Consider the following 17,335-nt stretch of genomic DNA (forward strand, 5'->3'; position numbering starts at 1 on the left):
GTAATGTTAAATTTTAAAACCGTAAAAACATTTATTCATGTTCTTATGTGCTTCTGTTTTTATACAAATTACACCAATGCACAATCTGTAGATGTTAAGGTAGATTACGAATCATTCTTATCTAAACATGATCTAGTTTGGGATCTAGTTCCAGACAAATGGGAAACTGCTCCTTATACAGGAAACGGAAATGTAGGTTTTCTTTTTCATCAAAATAAAGAAGAAGGAAACAATGTAATGTCTATTTATGTAGGTAGACATGATTATTCCGACCATAGAGAAGCTCCTAAAACAAATCAAATGTTATGGATTAAGAGGGGACGTCTGCCTTTAGGATATTTTAACTTAACTTCTAAAGGAAATATTACCGGAGTAAGTTTAAGATTAGACTTATGGAATGCCGAATTGGTTGGTAACGTAACTACAAACAAAGGAAGCTACAAAATCAAAGGATTATCTCATAGCGAAAAAGACCTTATTTATTTTGAAACCGACGCTAAGGATGAAAACATTAAAATTACTTGGCACCCTAGCAAACCCATCCCTCCTGTTTACAAAGTTTTAAGCAAAGGAAGAGGTCCCAAAGGAACTACTTGGGATAAAATGCGTGCAGAAAAATTAGAAATGCCAAATGCTCCTACTTTTAGCGAAAAAAACGGATACGAATTCTGTTTCCAGCCATTGGTACAGCACAGAGGAGAAACGACTACAGGATGGAAAATCTCTGGAAAATCTAATAAGAAACAACAATTACTAACAAGTGTACATCATAGTTTCCCTGAAAAAACATCATTAGAAACAGTTACTAAAAATCTAGATTTAGGATTTAAATTACTAAAAGAAAATCAATTTATAGAAACGCATCAAAATTGGTGGCATGAATACTATCCTAAAAGCTTTGTGACTTTTAACGATCCTGAAAAAGAATCTTTTTATTGGATACAAATGTACAAGTTTGGTGCTGCTACTAGAGGAAATGGACCTATTATGGATTTGATGGGGCCTTGGTATCACGACACTTTTTGGCCAATGGTTTGGGGAGATTTAAATGTAGAATTACAGTACTGGACACATTTAACCGCAAATCGTTTAGAAGTAGGAGAATCTTTAATTAACAATATTGATAAATATGCAAGTCACCTAGAAGGAAATGTACCTGATAGATGGAAAAACAGTGCTGCTATTGCGGCCTTGTTTCCTCAAAACATGGATGCTTACAATGGTGCTAAAGTGCCAGATATGTTGGTGTGGATTTTAAATAATTATTGGTTGCATTGTGAGTTTGCTGGAGATCATGAGCGCATGAAAACTGGTTTATTTCCTATTCTAAAAAAAGCTGTAAACAGCTATCTTAATTATATCAAAGAAAATCCAGTTCCAAGTAATGATGGTAAAATACATATTAAAAACAGCTGGTCGCCAGAATACCCTAGTGGACATGGACAAGACGTTAATTTTACGCTGGCCTTAATTCGTTGGGGCTGTCAAACATTGGTAAATATCAATGATGAATTTAACCTAAAAGATCCTTTAAAAAAAGAATGGCAAAACTTACTTGACAATTTGGTTGAATTTCAGATTGATGAAAATGGATTGAGAATCGGTAAAGATATAGCTTTTCAAAAACCACATCGTCATTATTCTCATTTATTAGGTTTTTACCCTTTGGCTGTAATTACACCCGAAACTAACGAAAACAAAGCCTTGTTAAAAAAATCTTTAGACCATTGGCTAGATGTTACTTTTAACAGCAATATAAAAGTAACTGCTATGCCCGTAACAGGCTATACTGCTACAGGAGCTTCTTCTATGTATGCTTGTTTGGGAGATGAAACCAAGGCTTATTATTATTTAGATTTTTTAATTAAACATAAAAATATTTCTCCGACCACCATGTATGCAGAAGGAGGAAATCCTGTGATTGAGAGCCCATTGTCTTTTGCTACTAGTGTGCACGACATGTTGTTACAAAGTTGGGGAGGAAAAATCCGCGTATTTCCTGCGACACCTAAAAAATGGGAAGACGTTGCTTTTAACAATCTTAGAACACAAGGTGCCTTTTTAGTAAGTGCAAAAAAAACAAAAGGATCCACTGAATTTGTAGCTGTAAAAAGTTTGCAAGGAAAACAATGTTGGATTCAAACAGATCTTAAAAACCCTAATATATACATCAATAATCAAAAAGTAAATATCAAAAAAAATAAAAACGGATTTTACAACATTCCTTTAAAAACGAATGAGACAGCAATTATCACAGACAAAAGTTTAGATAAAACTGATTTGACCATTAACGAATTACCCGTTAAAGAAAAAAACAAAAACCTATTTGGTTATAGCTCTAAAACAAAGAGATTACCTAGTCATTCCTATTATTCTAAATAAATTAGAGAACATATTCGTTTTATTTAACTTTGGAGTTACCATTATTATTTATAATCATATTATGAAAATCAGTTTACAACGTAGTTTATTCCTAATCTTATTTGCTATTATAGTTAACACCCAAAACTCTACTGCCTTTTATAAATCAACAACAAAAAACATTTCTACAATACAATTGGCTTCTCTTTTTCAAGACCATATGGTGTTACAAAGAGATATGAAAATTCCCGTTTGGGGAAAAGGAATACCTGGAACTAAAATTACAGTTAATTTTGCTGGAACTACAAAAAACACTCTTGTAAGCACAAACGGAAAATGGTTGCTAAAACTGCCAGCTTTCAAAGCTAGTTTAGTACCTAGAACAATGATTATTTCCTCTTCTTCTGATACAAATACTCTAGAAATAACAGATATTTTAGTTGGTGAAGTATGGATTTGTTCAGGGCAATCTAACATGCAATTTTCTACCAATTCTGTTCCTGAAATAAAAAAACTAATTCCATCTGCAACAAATATCCGAAGCTTTAAAGTACAAAACACAGTTGCTTTTGAACCTCAAGACAACTGTGGAGGAACTTGGGTTGATGGACACCCAGATAGTGCTGTAGCTTTTTCTTTTGCCTATTTTCTAGAGGAAGCAATTGATATACCTATCGGAATTATTCAAACTTCTTGGGGAAGTTCATCACTAGAAGCTTGGATGCCTCGTGACATGACCTCAACAGTACCTCATTTTAAAATGATGATGGATGAATTTGATGCTGATACTATTAGTCAAAACAAAATTAACAACATACTTAACGGCCCTAAACCCTGGTCTAGGACTGATGATGTTTTCTTACGAAGACAATCTAACATTTTATACAATGCAATGATGCACCCTTTAATACCTTACGCTTGTAGAGGTTTGGTTTGGTATCAAGGAGAACGCAATACACAATCTATGTTTGGAATGCTTAAAGAACCTTGGTTTTCTAGAAATTCTGGAATGTTAAAATATGGCACTACACTTAAAGAGTGGATTCTTAAGTATCGTAGTTCATGGAACCAAAAAGAAATGGATTTTCTAATCGTAATGTTGCCGGGCTATGGATCCATTTTAAAAGAAAGTACTGAGCAAAATCCTAAAAACCCAAATGCTTATTCTTGGGCTTGGATGCGTGAATCTCAACTAAAAGCACTAGAACTTCCAAATACATCTGTTGCCAATACTATTGATTTAGGAGATGTTAAAAACATTCACCCAAAAGACAAATTACCTGTAGGACAAAGATTGGCTCTTTTAGCTCAACACAATGTGTTAAAAATGAAAGTAACCGCATCTGGACCTACTTTTAAAAAAGTCAAAACTAAAAACAATAGCATTACTGTATTTTTTAAAAATGTTAAAAAACTAAAAACTACAGATGGCAAACCACCTAGGGAATTTTGGTTAGCAGACGATTCCAAAAACTGGGTTCCTGCAAAAGCTACAATCAAAGGAAAAACAGTGATTTTATCTTCTTCTAAACTTATACATCCAAAATATGTTAGATATGCATTTACTGGAAAACCCAATGTGAATTTGGTGAATGAAGCAAACTTACCAACCTATCCATTTAGAACAGATAATTTTAAACCTTAATTCCATCCAAGTAACAACAATATCCAAACAAAAGCTATTAAACAGTTCTAAACAAACTTTTAATAGCTTTATTTTTTAGCTACAGAAATAACAAACCGAATAGAGCAACAAATTGACAGAAATGAGAATCTAAAATTCACTTAATAAGAATATTTTTGATAAGTAAATTAAGACTTATATTAAAAATAACAAAATGTATTTTATAAATAATTTTCTAAAATTGACATGTTCTATTATTCTGATAACAGTTCAATTATCTTTTGGTCAAAAAACAAAACCCAATGTGATTTTTATTTTTTCTGACGACCAAAGATTCAACTCTTTGAGCATGACAGGAGACCCTATTACCCAAACTCCTCATATTGATCAACTAGCAAAAGAAGGTGTCTTTTTTAACAATGCCTATATTACAAGTCCTATCTGCGGACCAAGTAGAGCAAATATTTTTACAGGACAATGGGAACGTAAAAATAAAATTGGATTTAATTACATTTCTAAAAACATCATCTCTAAAGAAACTTATCAAAACAGTTGGTTAGCACAATTAAAAAAAGCGGGGTATTCTACTGCTTTTATTGGAAAGAGTCACACCAAAATTGCTGACAGAAAAAACACTCCATTAAATGAGAATACTGATTTTGCTTATTATGGAGAAGGTCACTTAGGATTTTATCCAGCAAAAAAGCACAAACAGTTTTCTAACTTAAAAAACGAGACACAAATAGAAGGACTGCTAGAGGCAACTAAAGCTTATTTAACACAAGATAATAGCTATGATTATTTTTACAAAAATGCCCTTCCCTCTATTCAAAATCAATTAAAAAAAAGAGACCCTAAAAAACCCTTTTCTACATGGATTAATTTAAACCTTCCTCATGCATCTAGTATTGGAGGAATGGGATCACGCACTACAGACCCTGAGTATTACAAAACTCTTTACAATGATGTAAAGAATAAAATTGATTTGCCAACAGGATATCCACAAGACATTAGTTTACCAGACAATGTCTACGCTACTAAAGATTTGATGAAGTACTACGTAACATCTAACAAAAACAAATTGTTAAACGAGAAGCTTAAAATGGATAGAGCAATATATGCTATTGACCTTATGGTTGGGAACTTGCGTACTTATTTAAAAGAGATAGGTGAGGATAAAAACACAATCATTATATTTTGTTCTGATAACGGCTTGTTTCTAGGAGAACACGGCCTGGGTGGTAAAACCATTTTGTATGATGAGTCTGTACACGTACCTTTAATTGTTTACTCTCCTTATTTTGACAAAAAAACAAAAGGTAAAACAGTTAGCGAAATGGTTGTTGGTCAAGATATTCCTGCCACTATTTTACAAATGTGTGGTATAGATATTCCTAAAACCTACCAAGGAAAAAGTCTGCTTCCTTTAATTGAGAACAAAAAATACAATTGGAGAAATGAAATCTTTTTAGAAAACTTATTTACGGATCAAGGATATCCAAGACAAGAAGGAGTTCGTAGCAAACAATACAAATATATTCGTTCTTTTAGCAAAACCAATGACAGAAAAAAATACCTACCTCATCAAACCTTCAAAACAAAAGAAGCACCTATTTACGAAGAATTATTTGACATTGTAAAAGACCCTAAAGAGCAAAATAACTTAGTTACAAACCCTGCTTACAAAAAGGAATTAGAGTATTATAGAGACCGATGTACAACCTTAGTAGAAGAACTTTATTAAAAAACACCAATCCTACTTCATAAAAAAATGCGTTAACATTTATTTGTTAACGCATTTTTTTATGAAGTAATCAATTGTTATTTTACGCTACTTCCTTTTATTATTTCCATAGCACGTGATACAGCTAAAGCTTCTTTTAATCTAAAATAAAACCTCCCATTACCTCCTGCTCTTTTTTCTTAAACGCTACAAGATCATTAATCTTTAACAATTTCTATATGTTAAAAATTTTTCTTTCTCAGCATCATTCAGCTTTACTGTTTGCTCTATTTTTTCAACTTACTTCTTTGTAATATTTTCTGCACATACTTCTAGTTTAGATTGTAATAAGCTATACTAGTTAACAAACCAAACGGCTAAAGTCTATAATTTTTTTTCATCTTTTAGAATTCCTTAAAAAAAAGCACTAACAAATTAATGTTAGTGCTTTTGGCCATTTTATTTTTTACTAATAGCAAATAATTCACCTGCTTGTTTTGTTCTTTTCTAAAATGAAAACTCGTTTTACTTTATCTAATGAATAGCTGATAAAGCAAAACCTGAATATTTCTTTTTCTCTTTTCTAAGATCTCTTATAGCAGGCATTTCAGGGTAACTTACCAAAAAGTTGTTTTCATCAATTAAGTTGATGATATAATGCGTTGTTCCTTTTGGCAAAATAGCCGTTACGGTAGCATCTGCATGTATTTTAGCATCTGTTTTAAACCATTCTTCATATTTATTTCCTCCGTTTGTAGTGTAAATTAAATTGGCTTTCACAACCTTTGCTCCATTTTCTCTATACATAAAAGTAACCTTCTTCTTTTTCTTTGTCTCAGAAATCACCGTTGGAACGGTTTCTTTATGTTCTATGTTACCTTTGTAGTTTGGGTTGTATGAAGGGTAGCTAGCATTCATTTCTGTCAACATAGCTGTAAGTTGAGCATTCATTTCAGCTGTTCTTTTAGGATCTATAGTCGCTAGGTTATTAGCTTCTTCTATATCCAACCGATTCATTGTTCCTTGAGTAGAATCATACAATCTATAAAGTTCAAACTCAGTAGTTCTTGGATTGTTTTTGTAATCGTAATTTCTGATGAATTTATAGTCACCAACACGTAAAGTACTTTGGTAAGAAGAGTGAGGGAAATGCCACATCATAGTAGTTCTTTTATTTCCACTTTTATTTGTTACCAATTTTGGGTTTGTAGGATCTTTTAGTAGTAAGGTCGATAAATCATCACCATCTAAAAGTTTTCCACTTGGTTTGTCAACATCTAATAAAGATAAAATAGTAGGATAAAAGTCAAGGCCATTTACTACAACATCAGACTGTATTCCTTTTTTAATTCCAGGTCCTGCAATAATTAAAGGGACTCTGGTTCCTCCTTCTTTGGCATTAATTTTACCTTTGTCTAAAGGATAGTTGTCAGTAAATACTTCTCCTGGATGCCCTTCCATTCCTCCATTGTCTGAAGTAAATATTATATAGGTGTTTTCGCTTAATGTATGTCCTGGCCAACGTGGATCGTCAGTTGTTTCTAAATAATTAAAAATTTGTCCAACATAATAATCCATCATTTCTACCATAGCACAGTAATAAGGATTGTTTTGACCTTCTAAATCCCAATGATTAGGGTCTGTTGGAAAAGCCACTCCTAACTTTTTACAATATTTTTCTAAAAGTGCTTTACTACGTGTGTGTATAGGTGCGTGTACTAAAAATGTAGCAAAATACAAGAAAAATGGATCTTGTTTGTTTTCTTTTATAAATGTTAATGCATCTTGACTGTTTTGATGAAAAGGAAATCCATTTTCATCCAATCGATAAGGATCTGACTTTTTATTTGTTGCAAAATCTGTAAGCCTATTTGGCTTTTGTGGAATTGTTACTCCACGATTTGCAGTTGAAACATCAAAACCTTGATCTGTAGGTTGTGGGTAGGCAAAGTGATCTATAGCCATGTGCCATTTTCCGGTATGACCTGTCGTATATCCTTTTTGTTGCAGCACTCTAGCCAATGTCATTTCATTTTCTGGCATACGTCCACTATACCAAGGATCCATAACACGCTGTATGTCTTTGCTAGCATAAACCGTAGGAGGGGCACCACCTACAACATGTGTTTTTTGAGCTCTGGCTGGGTGTGTTCCACTCATAATGGCACATCTACTTGGTGCACAGGTAGGTGCAGGTGAATAGGCTTGCCAAAACTGAACCCCTTTTTTTGCAAAGGCATCAATATTTGGGGTTTCATATGGAGACGGTTCATCTATATCATAGACTTTTACATCTTGCCAACCTAAATCGTCCGTAAGTAAAAGTACAATGTTTGGTTCAGGTCTATTTCCTTTTAAATCTTTGTAGCTAGATGTTTTTTGAGCATTTGCAATAAAAGAAATACTAGATACAATAATTAATAATAGATGTTTTTTTAAATGCATTAAGTTCAAATTTATTTCACACATAATAGTATGTATGGTTATTAGTAAAAAAATGCATTAACAAATTAATGTTAATGCATTTTATAACATTTCGATTACTTCAATATGGTAATTTATTTATTTTTCTTCTTTTTACCAGCATTCATTATTTCAGTTGCTCTCTCTTTACCAAAAGCATCATTTAATTTTTTTATTAAATTATTCTTGTTTGCTTTTACTTCGGTTTTGTATTTAGCAGGATCACTTTTTTTTAAGGCTCTTAAATCTAAATGCTTACTTATATAGGCTTTATTAAATTCAATAAATGTTTCTTTTTCAGACTCGGATAGTTCAATGCTTTTTTCTATTAGTTCAATTTTGTTATTTGTTATTTTTATAGCACGTTTTTCATTTTTAGACTGTGCCATAGTAGATACACTAATTAATAACCCTAATACGACTGTTAATAAAATTTTTTTCATTTTTCTGTTTTTAAATTATTATTGAGTTACGAAATAACAACGTTTTAGTGTTATTCATTGTCGGTAATCGTTTGAATCTTTGCTTTATTCTAGCATTTGGTCAATTTATTGCAATTTTTATTTTTAAAACCTCTTTTACCAGCTTTGGATATAGAATTAAACAATCATGTGTTTTCATATGTTCATTTGCTATTAAAGAGTTTATCTAATAATATGATTGCTGGGAGTTCTAATTAAAAAACATCAATAACAGTAATCTAATTAAAAATATTGAATAAAGGTTGTTTACCTAAACCAATCATAATACCCTTAGAGATTAGAATATAACACTATTCACAAAAGTCAAAAGGCAGCAATTTAAAATTGCTGCCTTTTGATTATCAGTTATTAAGATTATAACGTTGCCTATAAAAAAATATTTATTTTTTTACAATCTTTAACGTTTTAGAGCTTGATGGTGTCTTAACATTTACAAGATAAATTCCTGTTGCTAAATCACTAATATCATAATTATCTTTTGCATCAAATGTTTTTAATAAACGACCTGTAATATTATATATTTTTACGTTTTCAATAGCTGTATTAGCATTTAATTGAAAAGTATTGGTTACAGGGTTAGGGTATGCTGTAATTGTTGTCTCTTGAGTAGTAAGATCATCTGTAGATAAAGTTTCAGCTGCTGGAGTCTGTACCGCATCTATATAAAAAACGGCACCATTTGAAGCCTCACTACTATCACCTTGATTTACTAGAAATACAATTTCATCGTATAAATTATTAGGAACCCCTGAATCTGTTGGAGTTTCTGCTGATAAATCTATACTAACTTCATTCCATGTATTGTATACAAGATCAGTTCTTGAAGTTACAATTTGACCATCACCTGAACTGTTAGCTCTAACACGAATTTGCACATTAGGATCTGCTACATCTGGATTACATTCTGGATAAATTCTAAATTTTAAATTACCAGTTGTATAGTCAAAAGAATAGTTACCTGTTATTTTAGCTCCTGTTGATGATCTGTCATCACCTCTTGTTATTTTTAAAACAGTAGGGCTGCTATTACCATTAGTTGTTGGTGTAGCTTGAGCTTCTTCTACTGTAGAAGCAATAAAATCGCTTGCAGTTCCATTAAAAGCATCAGGACTATTATTGTACAACCATTGATTTCCTGAATCTAAATCAGCTGTATCATCAGCAAGAACTGCAGGTAAAGATGTATTTACTCGTGACCCTTCAAAAGCATCAATATACATAGGCTCAACTACAGCTGCTTGTAATGAATGTATAATTAACATTCTGTTATACCCACCAGCATCTGTAATACTTGCAGTAGCACTGTTTTCTGCAACTACTTCATCAATTATTTGCCATGAACCTCCTGTATTGTTTATTGCTACTACTTGATTTCTAGCATCTGATCCGTTTCCTAAAACGTCATTAAATAATCGAACACGTAATCTTCCTGATCCAACACCATTAGCTCCATCATTTGCTGTGTAATATTTCATTTTAAAAGTATCACCAGGAAAAAGAGCTTCTGGCAATATAAATGTAACTGTTTTACCTGCTGAACTTGCTTCAATACTCGTTACGTTTGTATTCATATTGTTTACATCTGGAGCTGGGTTTGCGACAGAATTAACTGTTGTTACCCCGTTGTTTGTGTCTTCTACAAAAAACACACATTCATCAGCAGCATGATAAGTGCTTTGTGAAAATCCAAACAATGATGTAAGGGCTAATGTTAAAGTAAGTAATCTTTTTTTCATAATTTAAATATTTTTAGATTAATAATATAGCAAAATTAAAGGACAATAGTTGTTTAAAGTTGCTTAAATCGGTCAATACTTTGCTTTTTTCTGCTTCACGCCGTTTATAAATTTCCGTAATAAAGCTATTTGTCTTTTATCATTATCTTTACTCAAAAAACTGTTTTGAGAATAATATTTAAGTGATTTTACTTTTTCACAAAACGAAAAACTTCTGTTTCATTGTTATTTAAATCAGCCTGTAATATATATTCCTTTAGTTAAAACTGAAACATCAATATTTTTATTCTCTTTATAACTTCCTACCAACTGCCCAAGTATATTGTAAACTTTTATAGATTTAGTGTCTAAATTTATATTCAATACCTCTTGTACTGGATTTGGAGACAGAAAACTACGAACTAAAATATCATAAGTTAATTCTTGTTGAGTTGCTTCAGAAAAATCTAACGTGTATTCCACCCATTTTTGACCAACACTTACTATTGAACTAATACAAATATTAGGATTGGTTTAAGATGTAGAAAAAACTCCTAAAGCTTAATTATTCACTGTTAAAAAACCTGATATTGTCTGATTGTAATATCATGAATTCCCTGCAATAAGCTAACCCACTTCAAGATCTTCCATACTTACATTTCTAGAGAATCCATCAAAATAATAAGTAGCTGTTGGATTTGCTTGAGTTCCTTGATTAAAGAAAAATTGGATATCATCATACTTTGCATTAAAATTTTCTGAAGCATCTCCTGAAACAACACTAAAAATAAAAGTATATTCTTTCCACACACCTTCGTCTGCAGCATCAAAATTTACATTACTAATCACAACAAAAAAGCACAGCTATAGTATAGCTGTGCTTTTTAGATTTAAAGAAAATTGTTTTAAGAATTATTTTTTAAATAAACAGAAGGAGATACACCATATAGTTTTTTGAAGGAAGTAGAAAAATATGAGTTAGACTCAATTCCTATTTGATACATTACTTCTGCAACGTTATATCCGTTATTCCCCTTTAACAATTCTGCTGCTCGTTGCAACCTAAAGTTTCGTAAATACACATTAGGAACTTGCCCCGTTAATTGTTTCAACCTACGATAGAATTGAGAAGTACTCAAACCTATTTTACCAGCCAATTCCTCTACTCCAAAATTAGAATCAGATAAATTTTCTTCCATAGCCTTAATAACATCGTCTAAAAACTCTTTGTCTCTTATAGGTAGTTCAATTATTTTTTCATCTGGGATAGAACTATTTTTAGAAAAATGATCTATTTTTTTAAGATTGTTTTTGATTAATTTATCAATCCTTAATTCAAGTTCTTTTAAAGAAAAAGGTTTTTTTATATACTCATCTGCCCCTAGTTCTAATCCTGAGATGGTATCTTCAACCTCTCCCAAAGCTGTTAACAAAACTAACGGAATGTGACACGTATCAGAATCTTTTTTAATTTTTTCACAAAACTGAAAACCATCCATTTCGTGCATCATTACATCACTAATGATTAAATGAGGTTCTTTTTCTTTCACCTTTTTCAACCCTTCAACACCATTACTAGCAAGTATAATGTTGTATTTTACGGATAAAGATTCTAATAAAAAATGTTGAATATCTTCTTCGTCCTCTACAATTAGAACATTGTACTTTTCAGATGTATTCTCAATTTCATTACTAGAAATTGACTCTGTTTTTGGTTTTATTAAAGGCACCCAATCTTTGATAAAAGACCTTCCTTCTTTAGTTACTTCATCTACATTGTAGTCATTTAACTTTTTTGAAGGCAATACTACTGAAAAACGTGTTTCTATTCCCGGTTTGCTTTTAGCTGAAATCTTACCTCCTAGCAATTCTATCAATGATTTACAAAAAGCCAACCCAATACCACCTCCACTAATATTGTCTCCTTTTTTCCCTAACTGATAAAAGCGTTCAAAAATATTGTTTATTTTTTCTTTAGGAATTCCTTTTCCTGTATCAACAACATCTATATGAATTATTTTTTCATCACCTATATTATTGATAAAAGTTTCAATACTGATACTTCCTTTTACATCTGTATTTTTAAAAGAATTAGAAAGTAAATTAAATAAAATACGTTCTGTTTTTTCTATATCAATTATAATTTCTTCGTTAGGAGAATTTACTTTGTAGAAGAAATTGATGTTTTTTTCTATTGCATAATCTTCAAAAGCTTCTGTAATAGAGTAGATAAATTCACTCAATGTAGTTTGGGTAAGATTCAGGTTAACATACCCTTGTTCTGCTTGTCTAAACGTTATTAACTGATCTACCAAACTTAACAACCTCTTTGTATTCTTTTGAATAATTGCTAAATATTTGGCATTATTAGGATCGTTATTTTGTTCTATAACTCTATCTAACGGACCTGATATAAGAGAAAGTGGAGTTCTAAACTCATGAGAAATATTGGTAAAAAAACGAAACTTGTTTTGATTTACCATATCCATTCTTTCTTTATCTAATTGCTCGTATTTTAAATTTTGTTTTAGCTTTTCTAATCTAATAAAATACGTAAATACTCCATAAATAGAAACCAAAACAATAATTCCAAAAAGCAAGAAACTCCACCATGTTTTGTACCAAGAAGGCAAAACATCTATCTTTAAACTTGTTGCTTTTTCACTCCAGACACCATCATTATTAGCTCCTTTTATTTTAAGCTCATAACTTCCTGGAGATAAGTTTGTATAGGTTATGGTTGTTTTACCTGTATTTTCTTCAATCCAATCATTGTTAAAGCCAACCAATTTATATGCTAATTTATTTTTAGTTGGTATAGCACTATGATCTACAAAAACATCTAAGGCAATAATCTGATCATTTTCATGAATACGAATTTCTTTTGTTTCAGATATTGATTTTGAAAGAATTGAATTAGATGGATTTGATTTATCCGCATTAATTGCTACTTTTTTATTTTTTACTTTTAACCCCGTAATTACTACCCTAGGTTGTTTTGTGTTTAGTTTGATCTTTTTGGGGTTAAAAACAGTTAAGCCATTCAAACCTCCAAAATAAAAATAACCTGACTTGCCTTTAAAATAAGACGATTGTCTAAAGTTATTATTTGTCAAACCATCTCTAACATCAAAAAAATTGAGTTCTTCGGTATCAATATTAAATTTACAAATTCCAGTATCAGTACTTATCCATAAATTATGTTCATCATCTTGTAAAATTCCATAAATAGCATTGTCTTTTAGCAAGTTGTTTTTATTATACGATTTGCTCTCTACAATCTCATCATTCTCATCAATTTTCATTTTATTCAAACCATTCCCAAAGGTACCTTCCCACAAATTGCCTTGAGCATCTTCTTTTAAAGTAAAAACCTTATTGTGATTTATTCCAGAAGGCATATGTCCTATGTAACTTTTTTTTATGGCCAGTTCATTGTTATCATAACTTAATTGCAACAATCCTTTATCTGTTCCTAACCATAATTTTTTCTTACTGTCTAACAAAACTTTATACGCTCTGTTGTTTCCGAGTTTTAAAAAACTTTCAACCTCTAAAACTTGTTGTTTTTCTTTTAAAATTTTCTGCCAAGGATTGGTCACCAACGTAAAATCATTTCCACCAAACACCATAGTGTCCTTGTTAATTTGGTAAATTCCAAAACAAATACCTAGCGTCAAAATATTGTTGTTGTTTTTTAACTGTATTTTTTGAAATGTGTCCGTTTTAGGGTTGTAAAACAGAATAGAACGATCTGTTCCTAACCAAATATATCCTTTTTCATCTTCATAAATAGACCTAACAACTTCTTTAGATGTTATTGGCAACTTCGCTTTTAAACTTTCAAACTCTATATTTTCTAATGTTGAGTCTGTAATTGTTTTTCTACTTCTACAAATAGAATTATTATAAGTTGCTACCCACAAATAACCTCTACTATCTTCTAAAATTGATGTTGTTAAATTTCCAGAAAGAGTATGTTTTATATAGGGGTTACTCTGATAGGAATAAAAAGGTTTTTGTGATACATTCAACTTATTCAACCCTCCTTGTCCTGTCCCAATCCACAAAACTCCATACTTATCTTCATAAATATTGTTGACAATCTGGCTACTAATTCCCTTTTTATTATCTACGCTGTACTCAAAAGACTTAAACTCCTCCGTATCAAACTCATAACACCACAATCCGTTCCCTCTAGTTCCTATCCAAACATTACCATTTTTATCTTCGTATATGTAATTAATGAATAACGGATACTTGTTTTCAATAGCAAAAGAATCTTTACTAAAATCTTTTAAAACATAGAGTTCTTTTTCATCAAGGCTCATTTTAAACAAGCCTAGTGAGCTTCCAACCCACAACACATTACCAATCAACTTGATTGATGAAATATGTCTCTGAGAATTTTTATAGAAATAAACATTACGTATTTTTATTTCTGCTAGTTGGTTGCTGTTTTCTATACTTAAATTCACCAAACCTTTTTGGGTCCCTAAAACAATCGAATTTTCACTAAAAACAAAACTATTAATATTTAGAATTTCAGGATATTTTTCTAATAAATTATCTGACAATTCAAAGGTTCCTTTGTATTTATCAACCAACTTGCACACGTATAATTTATTTTCTCCAGTAATCCAAACATTCCCTTTTTCATCAGAAACAATATCACTTATTTTTAAGTTGCCATCTAAAGGAAGCTTGTATTTTTTATCTAGAGAAAGAACGTTTACCACAACACCTTCTTGGGTACCTATCCACAACTGGTTGTTTTTATCATTATACAACTTAGTTATATGTGTGTTAAAATCGATCCTTACATTTTCAAAATCATACCCATCATATTTGATCAATCCGTTTGCTGTACCAATCCATAAAAAGCCATAAGCATCCTGTTCTATTGTATTTACCGTATTCTGATTGAACCCTTCTAGATTAGAAAACTTTTCTATTCTTTGGGCATAAGAAGTATATATATTAAAAAACAAAATCATACTTAACTGAATAATAAGTATGATTTTATAGGAGTTTGTATTCTTAAGCATTTATTATAACGTTATAAAGGTGAAGATTACATATTTAAATGTAACTTTATATAAGTTCAACAAAAATAACTTCTATATTTTATCTTTAATATGTTTTTTGAAGATTTTATTTAATATTTTCAATATTCATCAACAAATTATTCTAATTTCTCAAACATCTCTTTGTTTACATAAAAAAAGAGCATTATTTGTTAGTGCTTGTAAAATTTACAGTTATCATTTGAACAAAGTTTTTTAGATTATTTTTCTATTAATAAATTCTCTACTATTGATTTTTGTACTTTGTTTCTAATTGCCACAAACAACCTTTTTGCTAGGTTGTTAGACTTAGCTAAAAGGTTGTTCTTCTTGTGTTCTTACTAAAATTTATAAATCTACTCTTAAAAAGATTACATAGCTAATTTGTAAATAGCAATACATTCTAATGTTACTTCTCTAGAGTTACCATACCAACATCAGATGGTGCTTTTTAAACATTTCCTCAAAATCACCTTCTTTAGCATCTAATTTTCTTAGACCAGAAGGAATTTCAATAGCTTTTAATAATACGCTATGATAACTTATAAATCTCCTTAGGAGATTATCTATAAATAGTCTTTCATTAACAAAGCAGCCCCTAGTGCACTTTCATTTTTACAGTTTGGTATTTTAACCTCTACTCCTTGTTTCATTTGGGCAATGAACTCAATAAACATTTCATTTCTATTAAACCCTCCAGAAACATAAATTTCTTTTAAAGCATTGTTCTGATCTAAAATCAAATCAATACCCGCAACAACCTTTTTACTTATTTCATATGTTAATTGATAATAAGCTTCCTTATAAGACGAAAACTGAGATAAAAGACTTGGATTAGCCTCAAAATCAGTATCAATTCCTTCTGCTAAATACACTCTTTTACCTGTAGCAATTAACTCTTCACAATAAGATTTATCTAATTCTAACTCTAAATGTGTATCAATATGCACATCAAAATAGGTAGCTAATGGTTCTAAATATACTTCATGAATACGACCTAAAAATTGCATAGATGATTTTACCTGTTGCTTTTCTGGTGTCATAAAACACAAACAGTTATTGGTTAACTGGTGTTGTGTTAATTTTTCATGGCTATAAGGATTCATAGCAATAATCCAAGTTCCTGTAGATAACAATACAAATTCTTTGTCATTACTATTTTGTAATACAGGAATAATAGACGAAGAACTATCATGCAAACCTGAACCTACAGCTATTTTTTGACCGTTAATAGTTGACACTATTGCATCCTTACCATTACTTGGTTGAGGAAGTTTTATGTCTTTATCCTGAATCCATCGGTGATACTGCATGGTGTCAAAATCCCAAATTGCCGTATGTGCTCCAATAGATGTAAAATCCGCAGTTATTTTTTTGGTAAAAAGGTAACTTAAATACTGTGGATAATGTAAAACAGCATCTACCCTATCCCAAAACTCTGGTTTTTCTTTTTGCAATCTTAGTATCTGAAGTCCAGCATTTAACATTCCGTAAGCAGGAGATGCCGTTTTTCTAGAAAACTCTTCTTTACCTCCATAAACCTCATAAAGTTCATTATACTCTTCTAAGTTTAATGGCTTTAAATAATTGTATAAAGGCGTAATTCTTTGCCCATCCTTATCTAAATAGATAAGACTAGCTCCGTGAGTTGAGAAATTGATCGCTTTGATCGTGAATTCACCCTCTTCTTGTATTTTTTTTATTTCATTTTGAATCCAATTTTCTATAGATTCAATATCATCACAAGGGTAACCATCTTCGTCAGATACTTCGTCAAATCTAGTTGCATTTCTGTATACTATATCAAACTCTTCATTGAACAAGAGTATTTTTTTATTTGTTTTCCCTATATCGATTACAGCTATTACGTTCACCATCACAATTCAAAATTAAAAAAAGGT

At 31.0% G+C, this 17,335-nt stretch carries 10 protein-coding genes; 3 read left to right on the top strand and 7 right to left on the bottom strand.

The window, feature by feature from the left end:
* Window positions 1-3: 3 nt before the first annotated feature.
* From Q4548_RS00420 to Q4548_RS00430, 3 genes are all read left to right on the top strand, one after another.
* Window positions 4-2,382: a glycosyl hydrolase family 95 catalytic domain-containing protein gene (locus Q4548_RS00420; RefSeq protein ID WP_303450088.1), complete on the top strand. Its 2,379-nt coding sequence runs from the start codon at window positions 4-6 to the stop codon at window positions 2,380-2,382.
* Between the two features lie 61 nt (window positions 2,383-2,443).
* Window positions 2,444-4,006, top strand: a complete 1,563-nt coding sequence (locus Q4548_RS00425; protein ID WP_303450090.1) for a sialate O-acetylesterase — start codon at window positions 2,444-2,446, stop codon at window positions 4,004-4,006.
* A 193-nt stretch (window positions 4,007-4,199) separates the two neighbouring features.
* Window positions 4,200-5,729 carry a sulfatase-like hydrolase/transferase gene (locus Q4548_RS00430; RefSeq protein WP_303450092.1) on the top strand — a complete coding sequence of 510 codons (1,530 nt, stop codon included), beginning with the start codon at window positions 4,200-4,202 and terminating at the stop codon, window positions 5,727-5,729.
* 513 nt (window positions 5,730-6,242) lie between these two features.
* Here the strand turns inward: Q4548_RS00430 and Q4548_RS00435 are convergent.
* The 7 genes from Q4548_RS00435 to Q4548_RS00465 all read right to left on the bottom strand — a co-directional run bounded on the left by Q4548_RS00435 (window position 6,243) and on the right by Q4548_RS00465 (window position 17,311).
* The gene (locus Q4548_RS00435) at window positions 6,243-8,153 is read right to left on the bottom strand and encodes a sulfatase (protein ID WP_303450094.1); all 1,911 of its coding nucleotides are present in this window, start codon (window positions 8,151-8,153) and stop codon (window positions 6,243-6,245) included.
* A gap of 113 nt (window positions 8,154-8,266) precedes the next feature.
* Window positions 8,267-8,614 carry a hypothetical protein gene (locus tag Q4548_RS00440; RefSeq protein WP_303450096.1) on the bottom strand — a complete coding sequence of 116 codons (348 nt, stop codon included), beginning with the start codon at window positions 8,612-8,614 and terminating at the stop codon, window positions 8,267-8,269.
* 419 nt (window positions 8,615-9,033) lie between these two features.
* Window positions 9,034-10,389 carry a T9SS type A sorting domain-containing protein gene (locus Q4548_RS00445; protein ID WP_303450098.1) on the bottom strand — a complete coding sequence of 452 codons (1,356 nt, stop codon included), beginning with the start codon at window positions 10,387-10,389 and terminating at the stop codon, window positions 9,034-9,036.
* A 234-nt stretch (window positions 10,390-10,623) separates the two neighbouring features.
* The gene (locus Q4548_RS00450) at window positions 10,624-10,851 is read right to left on the bottom strand and encodes a T9SS type A sorting domain-containing protein (protein WP_303450100.1); all 228 of its coding nucleotides are present in this window, start codon (window positions 10,849-10,851) and stop codon (window positions 10,624-10,626) included.
* Between the two features lie 144 nt (window positions 10,852-10,995).
* Window positions 10,996-11,217 (bottom strand): hypothetical protein, encoded by a 222-nt coding sequence (locus Q4548_RS00455; RefSeq protein WP_303450102.1) that lies wholly within the window; start codon window positions 11,215-11,217, stop codon window positions 10,996-10,998.
* Window positions 11,218-11,273: 56 nt separating this feature from the next.
* Window positions 11,274-15,416 carry a two-component regulator propeller domain-containing protein gene (locus Q4548_RS00460; RefSeq protein ID WP_303450104.1) on the bottom strand — a complete coding sequence of 1,381 codons (4,143 nt, stop codon included), beginning with the start codon at window positions 15,414-15,416 and terminating at the stop codon, window positions 11,274-11,276.
* Between the two features lie 584 nt (window positions 15,417-16,000).
* Window positions 16,001-17,311 carry an FGGY family carbohydrate kinase gene (locus Q4548_RS00465; RefSeq protein WP_303450107.1) on the bottom strand — a complete coding sequence of 437 codons (1,311 nt, stop codon included), beginning with the start codon at window positions 17,309-17,311 and terminating at the stop codon, window positions 16,001-16,003.
* Window positions 17,312-17,335 lie beyond the last annotated feature (24 nt).

The sequence above is a fragment of the Wenyingzhuangia sp. 2_MG-2023 genome, assembly GCF_030548295.1.
Lineage (GTDB): Bacteria > Bacteroidota > Bacteroidia > Flavobacteriales > Flavobacteriaceae > Wenyingzhuangia.